Raw genomic sequence first — 14,840 nt, 5'->3', positions numbered from 1 at the left:
AACCGCATCGCTCCCTTGCTGTTGGCCCCTTTGCAGCAAAGGGGCCAAGGCTGCTGTCTTACAACTCAGCGTAGAAGTCGTTGCCCTTATCATCAATAACAATAAACGCAGGAAAATCTTCTACTTCAATTTTCCAGACAGCTTCCATGCCCAGTTCGGGGTATTCCAGCACTTCTACTTTGCGGATGCAGTCTTTAGCCAAGCGTGCGGCAGGGCCGCCGACAGACCCCAGATAGAAGCCACCATATTTCTGGCAGGCATCCTTTACGGCCTTGGAGCGGTTGCCTTTAGCCAGCATGACGTAGGAACCGCCATTGGCCTGAAGTTCTGCTACGTAAGAATCCATACGGCCAGCCGTTGTGGGGCCAAAGGAGCCTGTAGGCATGCCAGCCGGCGTTTTGGCCGGTCCTGCGTAATAAACGGGATGATCTTTTAGATACTGCGGCAGGCCTTCGCCTTTTTGCAGGCGTTCGCGGAATTTGGCATGGGCAATGTCACGCGCAACCACCACGGTACCTGTAAGAGCCAAACGGGTTTTGACGGGATATTTGGAAAGCTCCTTACGGATTTCATCCATCGGCCGGTTCAGGTCGATTTTGATGGCTTCGCCTTCCAGATGTTCATCTGTGGTTTCAGGCAGGAAGCGGGCAGGGTCATGCTCCAACTGTTCCAGAAAGAAACCTTCGGCTGTAACGCGTGCCTTGATTTGCCGATCTGCCGAACAGGAAACGCCAATGCCAACAGGCAAGGATGCACCGTGCCGGGGCAGGCGGATAACGCGCACATCGTGGCAGAAATATTTACCACCAAACTGTGCGCCAATGCCCAACTTGCGGGTAAGTTCCAGCACCTTCTGTTCCATCTCAACATCACGGAAGGCGTGGCCGGTCATATCCCCTTTGGTTGGAAGGGAATCGTACCAGTGGGTGGAAGCCAGCTTAACTGTTTTGAGTGTCTGTTCAGCAGACATACCGCCAATAACAATGGCCAGATGGTACGGCGGGCAAGCAGATGTGCCAAGCGTCTTGATTTTGGTGTCCAGCCAATCCAGCAACTGCTGTTCAGACCCCAGCAGGGCGCGTGTTTCTTGGAACAAGAAGGTTTTGTTAGCAGAGCCACCCCCCTTGGCCACAAACATCAGATCCATCTGTTCATCGTGCTCACCAGCGGGGCTGGCAAAAAGATCGCACTGAACGGGCAGGTTGGTGCCGGTGTTTTTTTCATCAAACATAGTTAGCGGCGCCATCTGGGAATAGCGCAGATTGGTGCGTGTATAGGTTTCGTACACCCCCTTGGAGAAGGCAACTTCCTCGTTCCCTTCCACCCAGACGCGCTGGCCCTTTTTGCCGAACACAATAGCGGTGCCAGTGTCCTGACACATGGGCAGCACGCCACCTGCTGCAATGCAGGCATTTTTTAGCAGATCAAGCGCTACAAAGCGGTCATTATCCGAAGCTTCGGGGTCTTTCAGAATGGAAGCAAGCTGCGCCAGATGTGCTGGCCGCAGAAAATGCGCCACTTCATGAAAAGCCTGCGCTGTCAGTTCCGTAAGAGATTCGGGGGTAACATGCAGCACGGTTTTGCCACCGCACTGTGATGTGCTCACACCCGCAAGATCCAGCTTGCGATAGGTGGTTTTATCCTCTCCCAGCGGGAATAGGGGAGAATAGGCAAATTCCGGCACCGGGGGGCGAGGGGGCTGGCTGGTCATTTCTTCGTGTCTTCTCCGTCAACCTGGCCCCGTTTGCGCCGGGGCTTCAGGCGGGTGATGGTCCTTTCTTGCGGAAAGCGTCAAGACTCACGACCTGTGAGGACGAGTCGCTTTCCTCCGGCCTGTCCTGTTCGGGCTGGCCAGTGGTGGGTTCTTCCGGTGTGGGTTCCTCCGTTGGCTCCATGGCAGCAAAATGCAGGCTGAACCTTACGGCAGGATCAGCAAACCCAGTAATGGCCTGCACGGGAATAACCAGTATGGAGCCAACACCCCCAAAGGAAAGGCCGACAGAAACAGTTTTGGCTGCCTGGTCCACCTTCAGATCCCAGAACTGGTGCTGAAGCACGATGGTCATTTCATGCGGATACTGGGCGCGAAGTCGGGCAGGAATATCCACGCCGGGAAAATCCGTAAGGAAAGTCAGATAGAAATGGTGCTCTCCTGCAAGCCCTTCACGGCTCACATGTTCGAGCGCATTCAGCATCACGCTGCGTGAGGCATCGTTCAACCAGCGTTCATAAGGCAGCAGGCTGGTGGCCGGGAAAAGGGATTCGTCCTGTGTGGGGTCGTGGTCATCAGCCATATCATTTTCTCCTTGCCGCCACCGGGGAGACCCCGGCTTTTTGATCGATATCTATATAACGCAGGGATGCGCGAAAGATCACGCAAGCGCAAGCACGCCGGGCATGTTTGTTGCAACACCAGCCATGCAAGCTGTGGTGTTTGAAGCAGAACTGAACGGGGAAATGAGGTGGGAGGGCTTCTGTTGCCCGGTGCCCTCCCGAACCGCGCTTATCGCTTATGCAGCGACAGCGAGCACCTCAGTGTTATCATTGGCACTTGTAGAAATAGCCCGATAACGGTGGTACAATACCGGGCAAAAAGAATATCTTTACTGCGCGTGTCGAGCCTATTTCGTCCCCATTTGTCCAAACCTTTACAGGCTGAATGATTGGTGGAGACGCCGGGTACCGCCCCCGGGTCCACTACGCCTATTCCATACCCCGTTTATTGCCATAGTCAGAAGCGAACTTCTCACACCCCAAACATAGGAAGTCCGGTAATGGATTGCAAGCGGAATTAACCCTTTCTCCCTCTTTCCTATAGTGCGTTGTGTACGTAAAATGCCGACGTTTCGCGGGGTGGTCGCTATTGGCTCAGTTCCGTGTTTTGCAAAGATTTTAGTAAGGGCCAGACCATGTCACTGACCGACGAACAGCGGGCGGAAATAGCAGCTCACGGGCAGGAAACCTTTGCCACGCGCAGGCCTACCGTGCCGGCGCTGGAAGCTATGCTGTATGAACCGCAGGAAGTGCTGGATCATGGGTTCTTGCGTGTTATTGACTATATGGGGGACGATGCTGCCATTGTGCAGGCTGCACGCGTTTCATACGGTCGGGGCACCCGCAAGGTTTCAGAAGATGCGGGGCTGATCCGGTATCTGATGCGCCATCGCCATTCCTCACCGTTTGAAATGTGTGAGATGAAATTTCACGTCAAACTGCCGATTTTTGTGGCGCGGCAGTGGATTCGCCATCGCATGGCAAGCGTGAATGAATATTCGGCACGCTATTCCATTCTGGACAGTGAATTTTACCTGCCTGCGCCAGAGCATATGGCTGCCCAGAGCGAAGTAAACCGGCAGGGCCGAGGGCAGATTCTGGCCCCAGAGCAGGCAGCAGAGGTTTTGGATATCCTGCGTGATGATGCCATGCGTACGTATCGTGATTACGAAAAAATGCTGGATGCGGAAAATGGATACGGTCTGGCGCGTGAACTGGGGCGTATTAATCTGACCCTGAACACCTATACCCAGTGGTACTGGAAAATAGACCTCCATAACCTCATGCACTTTCTGGCCCTGCGGATAGACCCGCATGCGCAGTATGAAATCCGGGTTTATGCAGAAATCATGCTGAAAATTCTGCATGCATGGGTGCCGGTAACAGCCAGCGCCTTTGAAGAATATCGCCGTGGTGCTGTCACGTTCTCGGCAACAATGATGCAGGTTTTGCGCCGTATGTTGGCTGGAGAAACAGTAGAGCAGAAAGGTTCTGGCCTTAGCCGCCGTGAATGGGATGAAATGCTGGCCAGTTTGAAAGGCTGATTGCTAGAGTGTTATCCTGATCATGATAAACAAGCCGGATGATACAGATGCATCAAAGGGGGGAACACCGTTCTTTGAGCAGATTGTGCAGGAAGGCCAGCAAAGCACAACGCTACGGAAACCTTTGAAGGCAGGACATTTGCCGCCACTATGGCCTTTTGTGGTTATTGCCGTAGTGCTTGTAGTTGTGTGGGGTGTTCTGTTTTTGAATGCTCCACCCACCAAAGATAATTGGCACTTTCAATTCTGTGGTCATGCGCAAGGTGGAATGAAAAATATCTGCCCTCAGCTTGGCCCGTAAGGATGTCATGCAGAAGGGCTGGTGAGGATATGTCTTTCAACCTGCTTGGGTTTGTGAGTATTTTTAAATGTACAAATCCTTAATCTTGGCATGTTACAAGTGCTTGGAAAATTCTGAAATTTAATGGAGTATAGAATGACACATTTTATGCGGCGTATCTCTATGGTATTTTCTGGTGTGGCCATGATCGGGCTGGCATATCCTGCTCATGCAGACACATTGCGGGATAAGCAGACAGAAGCCTGTAAAGGGGATGCTGTGCGCCTTTGTGCTCTGGCTATTCCCAATGAAAAGAAAATTACAGCATGTATGGAACGTAAGCAGGATAAGCTCAGCCCCAAGTGCCGGGCTTTTTTCAAAAAGGGTTCAAAAACATCTCCGGCACATAAGCCGAAATCCAAATAAACTGTTTGTTGAGTTTATAGAAAAAACAGGCCTTTCCCTTATACTTAATGGAAAGGCCTGTTTCTGCTTTTAAAATTGTTTACTTTTGTATCTGTGGTCGCAGCATCTCTGCAACTGTATGTGCAATGTGGCGCCACGCTTTGGCGCCTTCACCATCCGGGTTTTCAATAATGCCAGGCACGCCTTTGTCTCCGCTGGCGCGAATGTCTGCCAGTAGAGGGACTTCCCCAAGGAAAGGTACGCCCATGGCTTCGGCTTCTTTTTTGGCGCCGCCGTGGCCGAATAGTTCTGTGTTGTGTCCACAGTTCGGGCAGCAGAAATAGGACATATTTTCAATTAGCCCCAATACGGGCACATTTACTTTTTCAAACATTGTCACCCCACGGCGCGCATCAATTAGCGCGATATCCTGCGGAGTGGACACAATAACAGCCCCAGTTAGAGGCACTTTTTGCGTAAGAGAGAGCTGCGCATCCCCAGTGCCAGGTGGAAGATCCACCACCATCACGTCCAGATTTCCCCATGTCACATCTGTCAGCAGTTGGTTGATGGCGCCCATCACCATGGGGCCTCGCCAGATCATGGCGGCCTTTTCATCTACCAGCATGCCGAGGGAAACAGCCTTGATGCCCCATGCTTCAACGGGTTGCAGCTTGCCATCTACAACTTCAGGCTTGCCCCTTGCGCCCAACATGCGGTGCAGGGAAGGGCCATGAATATCGGCATCCAGCAGACCAACTTTCAGGCCCTCCAAACCAAGCCCAACAGCCAGATTGGTTGCGGTGGTGGATTTGCCCACGCCGCCTTTGCCCGAAGCTACGGCAATAATGGTTTTTACACCGGGAAGAATAGGGGCATTGCCATCAGCGGGTGCCGTGCCCCCTAAAGGGCGATGTCCGCCAGATGTTGATTTGGGTTTAGCTGCTGCCCCGGCGGGACGATGTGCGGTGAGAATGATGCTTGCACTTTGCACACCCGGGAGTGTTTCTAGTTGGCGGGCTGCGCCATCACATAAAGCAGAAATTGTTTGGGCGTGTTCGCGCGCGACAGCAAAGGCCACAGAAAGCTTGCCTTCTGTGAGTGAACAGCCTTCCAGATGCCCATAAGCCAGCAGGTTTTTGCCCGTTTGTGGGTCTTTTACATTTTCCAGAACGCGCGCGATGTCCTGAGAGGAAATGGAGGGAAGCTGGGCCACAATTTTGCTCCTGTTGAAGGTAATGAGGTTTGGTGTGTTGGCAACAGCAAGCATGGCTTGCCGTCAAGAGGCAACGCTGCGCGGGATGGTGTGCAGGCTTAGAGTGTTTCCTGCGTGTGACAGATTTTTTCTGGCACAGAACAGATGAGGCCGGTAGATGACGCACATGGTAAATGCAGTGGCGGATGGCCGGGTGAACAAAATGACCTCACAGGCTGAAAAAATTTCAGGATCTGGTGTTGTTTCTGCACAGCCACCCAAGCCTGTTGCGGGCCGAGGGCGAGATCATCGGATTGATGCCATGCGTGGTGTGGCGTTGCTGATGATGTTTATAGACCATATCCCTCAAAATCTGCTCAACCGTTTTACCATGCGCAATGTCGGGTTTGCAGATGCGGCGGAAGTATTTGTGCTGCTTGCAGGGTATGCATCGTGGTTGGCATATGGGCGTGGCTTTAGAAAATATGGTGTACCCACAATTCTAAAGCGGATTTTTCGCCGGTGTGTGCAGCTTTATATTGGCCAGACTATTATGGTGGCGGCTTATGTCTTCACCGTAAGGGCATGGCGTCATTTTACTCCGGTTTCAGTCGATTATCTGGAGCCTGAACTGGCACATGGCATGGGCTGGGTCTGGCGTGTGATGATGTTTGATGCCTTGCCCAGTAACCTTAACATTTTGCCTCTTTATATTGTTCTGCTGGGCGGGTTCCCACTTTTTTATGTGCTAATGCGTGTGCATCGCTCACTCGCGCTCGTGCTTTCTGGTGCCGTATGGTTGTTCGTTAATTTTGATCCAGAAATAAACTTTCCTAACTGGCTGGACCCGGATGGGTGGTACTTCAACCCGTTTGCATGGCAGTTTCTGTTTGCGCTGGGTCTTACAGCCTCTGCTGAAACCGAGCGGCGCGGGGGGGATCTGCCGCAGAAGCGGTTACTGGTGATAGCCAGCATGTTGTATCTGGTGTTTTCTGCCATTCAGGCTTTTCCGTGGACATTGTGGGGGCTGCCAGATTTCCGCCCGTTTGGAGATTCCATAGCGCCTGCTAAAACATGGCTTTCTCCGTTTCGTCTACTGGATGTTGTGGCCATTTTTTATCTGGTTCAGTCCTCAGATAAAGCGCGGCAGTGGGCGGCGGAAAGCAAGCTGGGGCAAATTCTGGCACGGGTTGGCCGTCATTCCTTGGAAATCTTTGTGGTGGGCACGGTGCTGGATCTGTACGCACGGCTTATTTTTAGCACGTTTGGTGAAGGTTGGGGCTTACAGGTGGCGGTCAACATTGTGGGGCTGGCTGTGCTGTTTTGGCTGGCCGCTTGGCTGGATGCCCGCCGTACACGCCAACGGGCTGCATTGGTTGCCAGTAAGTAAGACAGCGCCAGCGATTGTTGTGAAGGAAACACCATGTCCTTAACCAAGGTTTCTTCCCTACCGCATGTGGCCCAGCTTTTGCGGCACAAAAAGCCAGTAAGAATAACGTTGTTTGGATCTTCCTCTACAGAAGGGGTAGGTGCCTCATCACTCGCTGCCAGTTATGCAGGTGTTTTTGAGCAAAAAATGAGTGCTGCGGTGCCTGATAAGCTGGAAGTCATCAATCGCGGTATTGGTGGGCAAGGGGCCATGCAGATGCATGCACGGCTGGCACAGGTTCTGGCAGACAAGGCAGATCTTGTAATTTGGCAAGGCGGTGTAAATGATCCGCTAACAGGCATAAATCTGACAGATTTTGAACAGATAACGCGGGATGATCTGCTTGCCCTGCGTGAAAATGGAGCAGACGTTGCGCTCATCGATTTGCAATGGTGCCGTTTGTTGGATGAATGCCCCGTGGCGCCAGCTTTTCAGGCATCGGTGCATGCGCTGGGGAAGGAACTGGAAATGCCTGTGTTCCCACGTTTTGAGCTGATGAAGCTGTGGAGCAAAGCATACGGTTTAGGGCGGGAAGATCTTTCCCCCGATGGCATTCATATGGGTGATACGGGTTACCGCCTGTTAGGTGAGGCCGTGGCTCAGTGGGTGTTGGATTTAGCTGCGGAATAACGGCTTCAAATTGGGTCGATATGGGCAGAACAAAAAACCGCATGTGTAAATCGGGCTGACCTTTCAATATGTTCATGCCATAAACTCACAATATCCTTTCCGGCCGCTGTCTGACAGAAAGACTGTTTCTTCATGCATATATCTGCCCGTTTTGCCCGTGTTTTTTCTCTGTCTGGTCTTTTGCTGGCGGGGGCAAGCTTTGCGTATCCTGCGCAGGCAGATCAGGCTTCCACGACTGTGCCACCTGTCGTGGTTGCGCAGCGTGTGCCGGAAAGCTTTGCAGATCTGGCGGCAAAGCTTTTGCCTGCTGTGGTGAATGTTTCCACCACCCAGACAGTGCGGGCAGATTCGGACGATGATGATGAAGATGACCAACTGCCACAGATGCCCAATTTTCCGCAGGGCTCTCCGTTCGAGAAGTTCTTTCATGATTTCATGAACAGGCAGACCGAGCCAGATGCACCGCCACGGCGGATGCAGGCATTGGGGTCTGGCTTTATTATTGATCCTACCGGGTACATCGTGACCAACAATCACGTTATTCGTAAGGCAGACCGTATTACGGTTACCTTGCAGGATAACACGGTACTAACGGCCAAGGCTGTTGGGCATGATGATAGAACAGATCTGGCACTGCTGAAGGTGGAAAGTAAAAAGCCTCTGCCTTTTGTACAGTTCGGTAATAGTGATAGCCACAGAGTGGGGGATTGGGTGCTGGCTATTGGCAACCCGTTTGGTTTGTCTGGCACGGTTACGGCAGGTATTATTTCCTCACGCGGGCGCAATATTGACCAAGGCCCGTATGATGATTTCATCCAGACAGATGCGCCTATCAACAAAGGCAATTCCGGTGGCCCGTTGTTTGATATGAATGGGCAGGTTATTGGCGTAAATACAGCCATTTATTCGCCCTCCGGCGGATCTGTTGGTATTGGGTTTGCCATTCCTTCCAACGAGGCCCGCAATGTGGTCGAGCAACTGCGTAAAACCGGCAAGGTTTCACGCGGGTGGCTGGGAGTGAGAATCCAGAATGTTACGCAGGATATTGCGGATGGTCTGGGGCTTACGCCTGCCCGCGGCGCCTTGGTGGCCGGGGTGGAAAAAAATGGCCCCGCTGCCAAAGCGGGCTTGCAGACCGGGGATGTTATTCAGGCGCTGAATGCGCAGCCGATTGAAGGCAAGGCATTACCACGCCTTTCTGCCCAATTGCCGGTAGGCAGTGTGGCCCATCTTGGCGTATGGCGGCATGGTAAAATCTTGGATCTGCCTGTCACTATTGCAGCATTGCCCGAGCCTGCGGCTGATACACCGCAGAAACCAGCGGCTCCATCTAAAACCAAGGAAACTATTAGTTTTGCAGATTTTGGTTTTTCTGTTGGTGTGATTGATACAGCAGCCCGGCAGAAATACGGCCTGTCTGCAAATCAGAAAGGGGTGCTGGTGACATCGGTGCAGGATGATGGTCTTGCCGCAGACCGAGGGTTAAAGCCCGGAGATGTGATTACCGAAGTGCAGCAGGCAGAAGTCAATACGCCAGCAGACCTGAAAAAACGGATTGAAGCAGCCAAGAAGGACAAAAAGCGTTCAGTGCTGCTGCTTGTGCATGATTCGGATGGTTTGCGTTGGATTCCGTTTTCCTTAACGGGTGAAGATACGTCTCAATAAATGGTTCCATTTTCTATTCAGGCGCCATGGCTGAACAATGCTGTGGCGCGGCAGACTGTACGGCTGCTGAGTGCCGTTGGTCTTTCTGGCTTTATGGTGTGGCTTACCAATCTGCAGGAGCCGGGTTGGGCCATTATTACCTCCGTCATTGTCACGCAAAACAGCATTACGGACACTATTTCCAAAGGGCGGGATCAGATTGTTGGCACCCTGATTGGAGCGGTTGCCAGTATTGTACCCATTACGCTGATGATGTTTTTGCGTTGGCCATTATGGGAGGCCTTTGCAATCGCCTTTATTCCACTGGCCGTGTTGGTCAGTTGGAAGCCCGCAGCACGCATGGGCGTGGTTACGCTTATGATTGCCACTTTGTTTCCATCAGAAGGAGATCCTTACCTCCGGCCTATTGAGCGCGTGTTGGCTATTCTGATCGGGGTAGGTGTTTCCACACTGGTAACGTACGTTGTGCTGCATGAGCAGGCACGACGAGATGCCTTTCGCAACGCTGCGGAAACAGTGACGCAAATTGTGGCCATGCTGCAAAAAGCCCGCTCTGGAAATACAGACTGGGTGACCATTCAGGACATGAATGATGATTGCGCGGCATCGTTGCGCAAGGTTCAGGCTGCGTTGGAAGAGGCGCGGCGCGAACACTGGAAACCGTTGGAGCAACGAGACCCCATGCTGGCGCAACTGCCCAAGGAAGTGCGGCAATTGCAAATGGATGCATTGGTGGTAGCGCGCGCCATGCTGCGTTTTCCACATTCAGGCTCCACTATCCCCCCACAACAGGTGGCCACCATTAGTGCTGGTCTGCTGCGTGGGTTCCAATGGGTTATTCAGCGCTGCAATGATGAAGCCACTGCCCGTTCAGGTAATGATAGCCGTGTGGCGGCAGAAGTTATTTCTGCCCTTCCAGCAGAAGATGAAACGGCAGACCCCATCATACGTTTTGTTGTGGGAATCCTGCTTACGGATTTGAAGCATATTATCAGTTTTCTGGGTGAGGATGACGCAGACCGCCCCTGATTTTCAGGAAGGCAGGCCCTGCATGTCTGGAACGCTATAAACTTATTGGCCGCTGTGTTGCTTGGAAACATGACGGAGGGGCATGCAGCGGGCAGTGGAAAATGAGGCAAGAAATGGCAAGTGATCTCAACACAGTTGTGCGTGTACATCACACAGGGCCACCAGATGTATTGCGTGTTGAAACGCTTCCTGTTCCCCAGCCTCAAAAAGGGGAAGTGCTGCTACGGCAGGAAGCCATAGGTGTTAATTTTATAGATACCTATTTTCGTTCCGGTCTGTACCCGTTTCCAACTTTGCCAGCTATTCCGGGGAATGAGGGCGCAGGCGTGGTGGAAAAGGTGGGTGAAGGGGTACAACATCTTCGGCCCGGTATGCGAGTTGCTTATGCCGGAGCTTTGGGGGCCTATGCCTGTTATCGCACCATTGCAGCAGACAGGCTGGTGGTGCTGCCAGATGCTATTCCATTTGAGATTGCTGCGGCAGTTACCTTACGTGGCCTTACGGCCCATATGTTGTTGCGCCAAGTTTATCAGGTTCGTACAGGACAGGATATTTTGGTTTATGCCCCGGCAGGGGGTGTTGGGCAGCTTGTGTGCCAATGGGCGCGGCATCTGGGTGTGCGAGTGATAGGCGTAACCTCTACAGAGGAAAAAGCGGCTATTGCCAAGGCTTGCGGTGCAGCAGATGTTGTTATTGGCATATCAGATTTACCTGCCCGGATACGGGAACTGACTGACGGGAAAATGGTACCCGTTGTATATGACAGCATTGGGCGAGATACTTTTGAAACCAGCCTGAACTGCCTTGCGCCACGTGGGCTTATGGTCAGTTATGGTAATGCATCCGGGCCGGTTACCGGGGTGTCTGTAGGTACCTTAAGTGCCCATGGAAGCTTGTATCTGACACGCCCATCTTTGATGACATATATTGCAGACCGCAAGGAGTTGGAGGCTGGGGCGCAGGAACTGTTTGCAATGGTAGAGCAGGGGGTGTTGAAGCCAGCAATTGGCCAGCGCTTCCCGCTTGCAGAAGCCGAGCAAGCGCATAGGGCGCTGGAAGCGCGCAGCACAACAGGTAGTACGATTCTGACAGTCTAGATTTTTGCGCAGCTGTCATGAACATATGCCAACATTTGTTTCAATGGCATGACGTGCCGGCCCGTATAGGGTAGGGTAACTTATCTGCCTGATTGTAACGGGCGGAATAGATCAAGGATAACAAAACATGTCCAAGTGTGCGGTTAAGTGCCCGAAATCTCCGTGTGTGCGTGGCCTTCTGGTTGCCGGACTGATTGCAACAGTGGTGTATTTTCTGCGTAAGAAGAAGTCCTGCGCATAAAATTTGCTTCTTGCAGATTTCATGCAGCAAAGCCCGTCTGGTCTGCCAGACGGGCTTTCTGTTTTCTGATCGCGTCGTTGTCAGACACCATAACATGGCGTCATGGCTTGTGTTATGGTGAAACCATTGTATCACGGGCATTAAAATAACCCAGTGTCTGGCGCATGGCTGCATCAGACTGATGTTGGAAAGGATTAAGAGCGTTGCATCCTCTCGTTTCCCGTATGTCTTCTTTGGTCACAGGTTCTGTGGCTGTGTGCACGCTCGCTGTAGCTGGCTTAGCTGCTGCTCCTTCCGCAGCTCATGCTCAGGCTTCCGTGCTTTTGAAAAACCAGACCGCAACCGCTGTGGTTGAAACAGTGGACCGTGATGCGCGTGAAGTGCTGCTGCGTGAAGGCAATGGGCATCTGATCACCATTGAATATGGTAGTGCTGTGCGTGATCTGCCGCATCTGCATGAAGGTGATCACCTCAAAATTCGCTTTGTGGAAACACTGGGTGCCCAGATGGCCCCTCCAGGTAGCCCGCTGCCCGAATCCACACTCACAACTGCCCGTGGTTATGCGCACGGCCACCCGCGTGGTGTTATTGCAGCTTTCAATCGTGAACGTGGCACCATTAAGGCGATTGACCTGAAAACCCACACGGTTTCTTTTGTAACGGACGATAGCGCGCTGCATGTTGCCGTTTTGCGTACGCAGGCTATGCAGGATTTTCTGGCGACTCTGAAAATTGGTGACGTGGTGGATATTACCCGTGCGGAATCCATTTCTTACGTCATCACCAATGAAAACGTGCCCCAGCCGCCCACCAGTGGGCCGCAACTTGCCGCTCCGGGTGGTGATAGCGTAGCAGCCCCTGCAACACAGGCGGCTCCTGCTGCTGCTCCGCTTGAAGCTCCGGCAGCAGCAGGGCAGTAAGAGTTTATCTGCGTGGATATCGTTTTTTTGAGGTGATATCCGGTCTGGATGAAACGGCATGAAAAAGCCCCGGTGGATTTTTCCACCGGGGCTTTTTGTTGCTTAATGTGCTGAAAAGCTGCGTATTAACGCGGTGTCCGCCGCGTAAGCTGGCTTACATCTCTTACGGCACCACGGGCTGCGCTGGTGGTCAGGGCCGCATAGGCCTTCAGGGCGTTGGAAACCACACGGTCACGCTTGGGCTGCCATGCCTGATCACCCAGATCATCCATACGTGCCCGGCGGTCAGACAATTCGCTTTCCGGTACAGCTACAGCCAGTTTGCGGTTGGGGATATCAATTTCAATAATATCGCCTTCCTCTACCAAACCGATAACTCCGCCTTCGGCTGCTTCAGGGGAGATATGGCCAATAGACAGGCCGGAGCTTCCGCCCGAAAAGCGACCATCTGTAATGAGGGCGCATTTTTCAGCCAACCCTTTGGATTTCAGATAGCTGGTGGGGTAGAGCATTTCCTGCATGCCGGGGCCGCCTTTGGGGCCTTCGTAGCGGATCAGCACCACATCACCGGGTTTGATCTTGTCGCCCAAAATGGCGGAAACAGCGGCATCCTGGCTTTCAAAAATACGTGCTGGCCCAGAAAATGTTTCCAAGCCAGCGGCAACACCCGCCGTTTTAACAATAGCGCCATCTTCGGCCAGATTGCCGTACAGAACAGCCAACCCACCATCCTGATTATACGCGTGTGCGCCATTACGGATGGCACCGTTTTCCGTATCCATATCCAGTTCATGATACTGGCTGGACTGCGAGAATGCTTCTGTGGTGCGCACCCCGCCCGGAGAGGCGCGGAAGAAGTCTCGTGCTGTGGTGTTGGTTTCAGCACCTGGTGCGCGGATATCCCAATTTTTCAAGGCTTCAGGCAAGTTGGCGGCATGCACCATGGGCACATCGCGATGCAACAGGCCCAGCCGATCCAGCTCACCCATAATGGCTGGAATACCACCAGCGCGGTGCACATCTTCCATATGCACATCTGGGCGGGAAGGAGAAACCTTGCACAGGTGCGGCACCTTGCGGGAAAGGCGATCAATGTCCTTCATCGTAAAAGGCACATCGCCTTCATGGGCGGAGGCCAGAAGGTGTAGTACGGTGTTCGTAGAGCCGCCCATGGCGATATCCACGGACATTGCGTTTTCAAACGCATCCATTGTGGCAATGCTGCGTGGCAGCACGGAGGTATCATCCTGCTCATAATAACGCCGGGCCATATCCACAATACGCTGGCCTGCTTCTACAAATAGGCCGCGGCGTGCGGAATGTGTGGCCACAAGGCTGCCATTGCCGGGTAGGGAGAGGCCCAGTGCCTCGGTTAGGCAGTTCATGGAATTGGCCGTGAACATGCCAGAGCAGGAGCCGCAGGTGGGGCAGGCGGAGCGTTCAATAGCCAGCGAATCGGCATCGCTTACATTTGGGTTGGCAGCAGAAACCATGGAGGTCACAAGGTCTGCGCGCTGTTCAATATCCGCCAATGTTACGCGCCCGGCTTCCATTGGGCCGCCGGAAACAAAAATGGTGGGAATATTCAACCGCATGGCGGCCATAAGCATGCCCGGCGTAATTTTATCGCAGTTGCTGATGCACACCAATGCGTCTGCGCAATGTGCATTCACCATATATTCCACAGCATCAGCAATCAGCTCGCGCGAGGGCAAGCTGTACAACATGCCGCCGTGGCCCATGGCAATGCCATCATCCACAGCAATGGTGTTAAACTCACGGCCAATTCCACCAGCTTCTGCAATGGATTGGCACACAAGCTGGCCCATATCCTTAAGATGAACATGGCCGGGCACAAACTGGGTAAAGGAGTTGGCAACCGCAATAATGGGTTTGCCAAAATCGGAGTCTTTCATCCCGGTGGCGCGCCACAGGCTACGAGCGCCTGCCATGTTGCGCCCGTGTGTGGTGGTGCGGGATCTGTAACCGGCCATGGTGGGGTCTTCTCTCTGGTTTCTGTCTGCTGTGTGGTTCCGGAGCAATCTGGCTTCCGCCAGATATATGGGGGCTGCACATTAGACTACAAAGAAACTTCTGTCAGGCCGGGATTGTGGCTAGACCGCGGATAGTG

13 protein-coding genes and 1 other RNA gene are annotated in these 14,840 nt (G+C 53.0%); 9 read left to right on the top strand and 5 right to left on the bottom strand.

Annotated features, from left to right (window positions below):
• Positions 1-58: 58 nt before the first annotated feature.
• From WG31_RS12350 to ssrA, 3 genes are all read right to left on the bottom strand, one after another.
• Positions 59-1,711: a fumarate hydratase gene (locus tag WG31_RS12350; protein ID WP_006115076.1), complete on the bottom strand. Its 1,653-nt coding sequence runs from the start codon at positions 1,709-1,711 to the stop codon at positions 59-61.
• A 46-nt stretch (positions 1,712-1,757) separates the two neighbouring features.
• The gene (locus tag WG31_RS12345) at positions 1,758-2,294 is read right to left on the bottom strand and encodes an SspB family protein (protein ID WP_063354711.1); all 537 of its coding nucleotides are present in this window, start codon (positions 2,292-2,294) and stop codon (positions 1,758-1,760) included.
• Between the two features lie 169 nt (positions 2,295-2,463).
• Positions 2,464-2,789, bottom strand: a transfer-messenger RNA (tmRNA) gene (gene ssrA / locus WG31_RS12340).
• Between the two features lie 120 nt (positions 2,790-2,909).
• On the opposite strand from ssrA, the gene thyX reads away from it, so the two are divergent.
• From thyX to WG31_RS12325, 3 genes are all read left to right on the top strand, one after another.
• Positions 2,910-3,818 carry an FAD-dependent thymidylate synthase gene (gene thyX, locus WG31_RS12335; RefSeq protein ID WP_035352263.1) on the top strand — a complete coding sequence of 303 codons (909 nt, stop codon included), beginning with the start codon at positions 2,910-2,912 and terminating at the stop codon, positions 3,816-3,818.
• 22 nt (positions 3,819-3,840) lie between these two features.
• Entirely contained in the window at positions 3,841-4,119 is a 279-nt protein-coding gene (locus tag WG31_RS12330) for a hypothetical protein (protein WP_063354710.1), read from the top strand.
• 123 nt (positions 4,120-4,242) lie between these two features.
• Positions 4,243-4,524 carry a hypothetical protein gene (locus WG31_RS12325; protein ID WP_063354709.1) on the top strand — a complete coding sequence of 94 codons (282 nt, stop codon included), beginning with the start codon at positions 4,243-4,245 and terminating at the stop codon, positions 4,522-4,524.
• 79 nt (positions 4,525-4,603) lie between these two features.
• Here WG31_RS12325 and WG31_RS12320 read toward each other — a convergent pair whose 3' ends face one another.
• Positions 4,604-5,719: an Mrp/NBP35 family ATP-binding protein gene (locus tag WG31_RS12320; protein ID WP_063354980.1), complete on the bottom strand. Its 1,116-nt coding sequence runs from the start codon at positions 5,717-5,719 to the stop codon at positions 4,604-4,606.
• Between the two features lie 157 nt (positions 5,720-5,876).
• Here WG31_RS12320 and WG31_RS12315 point away from each other — a divergent pair, with 157 nt between their 5' ends.
• The 6 genes from WG31_RS12315 to WG31_RS12290 all read left to right on the top strand — a co-directional run bounded on the left by WG31_RS12315 (position 5,877) and on the right by WG31_RS12290 (position 12,709).
• A complete protein-coding gene (locus tag WG31_RS12315; protein WP_063354708.1) occupies positions 5,877-7,088 on the top strand; it encodes an OpgC family protein in 1,212 nt (403 codons plus the stop codon).
• 33 nt (positions 7,089-7,121) lie between these two features.
• Entirely contained in the window at positions 7,122-7,757 is a 636-nt protein-coding gene (locus WG31_RS12310) for an SGNH/GDSL hydrolase family protein (RefSeq protein WP_063354707.1), read from the top strand.
• Between the two features lie 132 nt (positions 7,758-7,889).
• The gene (locus tag WG31_RS12305) at positions 7,890-9,422 is read left to right on the top strand and encodes a DegQ family serine endoprotease (RefSeq protein ID WP_063354706.1); all 1,533 of its coding nucleotides are present in this window, start codon (positions 7,890-7,892) and stop codon (positions 9,420-9,422) included.
• Positions 9,423-10,451: an FUSC family protein gene (locus tag WG31_RS12300; RefSeq protein ID WP_006115067.1), complete on the top strand. Its 1,029-nt coding sequence runs from the start codon at positions 9,423-9,425 to the stop codon at positions 10,449-10,451.
• A 101-nt stretch (positions 10,452-10,552) separates the two neighbouring features.
• Positions 10,553-11,548 carry a quinone oxidoreductase family protein gene (locus WG31_RS12295; protein ID WP_063354705.1) on the top strand — a complete coding sequence of 332 codons (996 nt, stop codon included), beginning with the start codon at positions 10,553-10,555 and terminating at the stop codon, positions 11,546-11,548.
• Positions 11,549-12,013: 465 nt separating this feature from the next.
• A complete protein-coding gene (locus tag WG31_RS12290; protein WP_063354704.1) occupies positions 12,014-12,709 on the top strand; it encodes a hypothetical protein in 696 nt (231 codons plus the stop codon).
• Positions 12,710-12,834: 125 nt separating this feature from the next.
• On the opposite strand, the gene ilvD is transcribed toward WG31_RS12290, so the two are convergent.
• Positions 12,835-14,703 carry a dihydroxy-acid dehydratase gene (ilvD, locus tag WG31_RS12285; protein WP_063354703.1) on the bottom strand — a complete coding sequence of 623 codons (1,869 nt, stop codon included), beginning with the start codon at positions 14,701-14,703 and terminating at the stop codon, positions 12,835-12,837.
• Positions 14,704-14,840 lie beyond the last annotated feature (137 nt).

This window comes from Acetobacter oryzifermentans, assembly GCF_001628715.1.
GTDB lineage: Bacteria > Pseudomonadota > Alphaproteobacteria > Acetobacterales > Acetobacteraceae > Acetobacter > Acetobacter oryzifermentans.
The sequence above is the reverse complement of the archived record's forward strand: the minus strand, read 5'-3'. Positions and strand labels throughout refer to the sequence as shown.

Coding starts and splice junctions, on each gene's coding strand:
- WG31_RS12315 (WP_063354708.1), top strand. CDS start 5,877: ATGACGCACATGGTAAATGCAGTGGCGGATGGCCGGGTGAACAAAATG.
- thyX (WP_035352263.1), top strand. CDS start 2,910: ATGTCACTGACCGACGAACAGCGGGCGGAAATAGCAGCTCACGGGCAG.
- WG31_RS12290 (WP_063354704.1), top strand. CDS start 12,014: ATGTCTTCTTTGGTCACAGGTTCTGTGGCTGTGTGCACGCTCGCTGTA.
- WG31_RS12325 (WP_063354709.1), top strand. CDS start 4,243: ATGGAGTATAGAATGACACATTTTATGCGGCGTATCTCTATGGTATTT.
- WG31_RS12305 (WP_063354706.1), top strand. CDS start 7,890: ATGCATATATCTGCCCGTTTTGCCCGTGTTTTTTCTCTGTCTGGTCTT.
- ilvD (WP_063354703.1), bottom strand. CDS start 14,703: ATGGCCGGTTACAGATCCCGCACCACCACACACGGGCGCAACATGGCA.
- WG31_RS12310 (WP_063354707.1), top strand. CDS start 7,122: ATGTCCTTAACCAAGGTTTCTTCCCTACCGCATGTGGCCCAGCTTTTG.
- WG31_RS12330 (WP_063354710.1), top strand. CDS start 3,841: ATGATAAACAAGCCGGATGATACAGATGCATCAAAGGGGGGAACACCG.
- WG31_RS12350 (WP_006115076.1), bottom strand. CDS start 1,711: ATGACCAGCCAGCCCCCTCGCCCCCCGGTGCCGGAATTTGCCTATTCT.
- WG31_RS12345 (WP_063354711.1), bottom strand. CDS start 2,294: ATGGCTGATGACCACGACCCCACACAGGACGAATCCCTTTTCCCGGCC.
- WG31_RS12300 (WP_006115067.1), top strand. CDS start 9,423: ATGGTTCCATTTTCTATTCAGGCGCCATGGCTGAACAATGCTGTGGCG.
- WG31_RS12295 (WP_063354705.1), top strand. CDS start 10,553: ATGAGGCAAGAAATGGCAAGTGATCTCAACACAGTTGTGCGTGTACAT.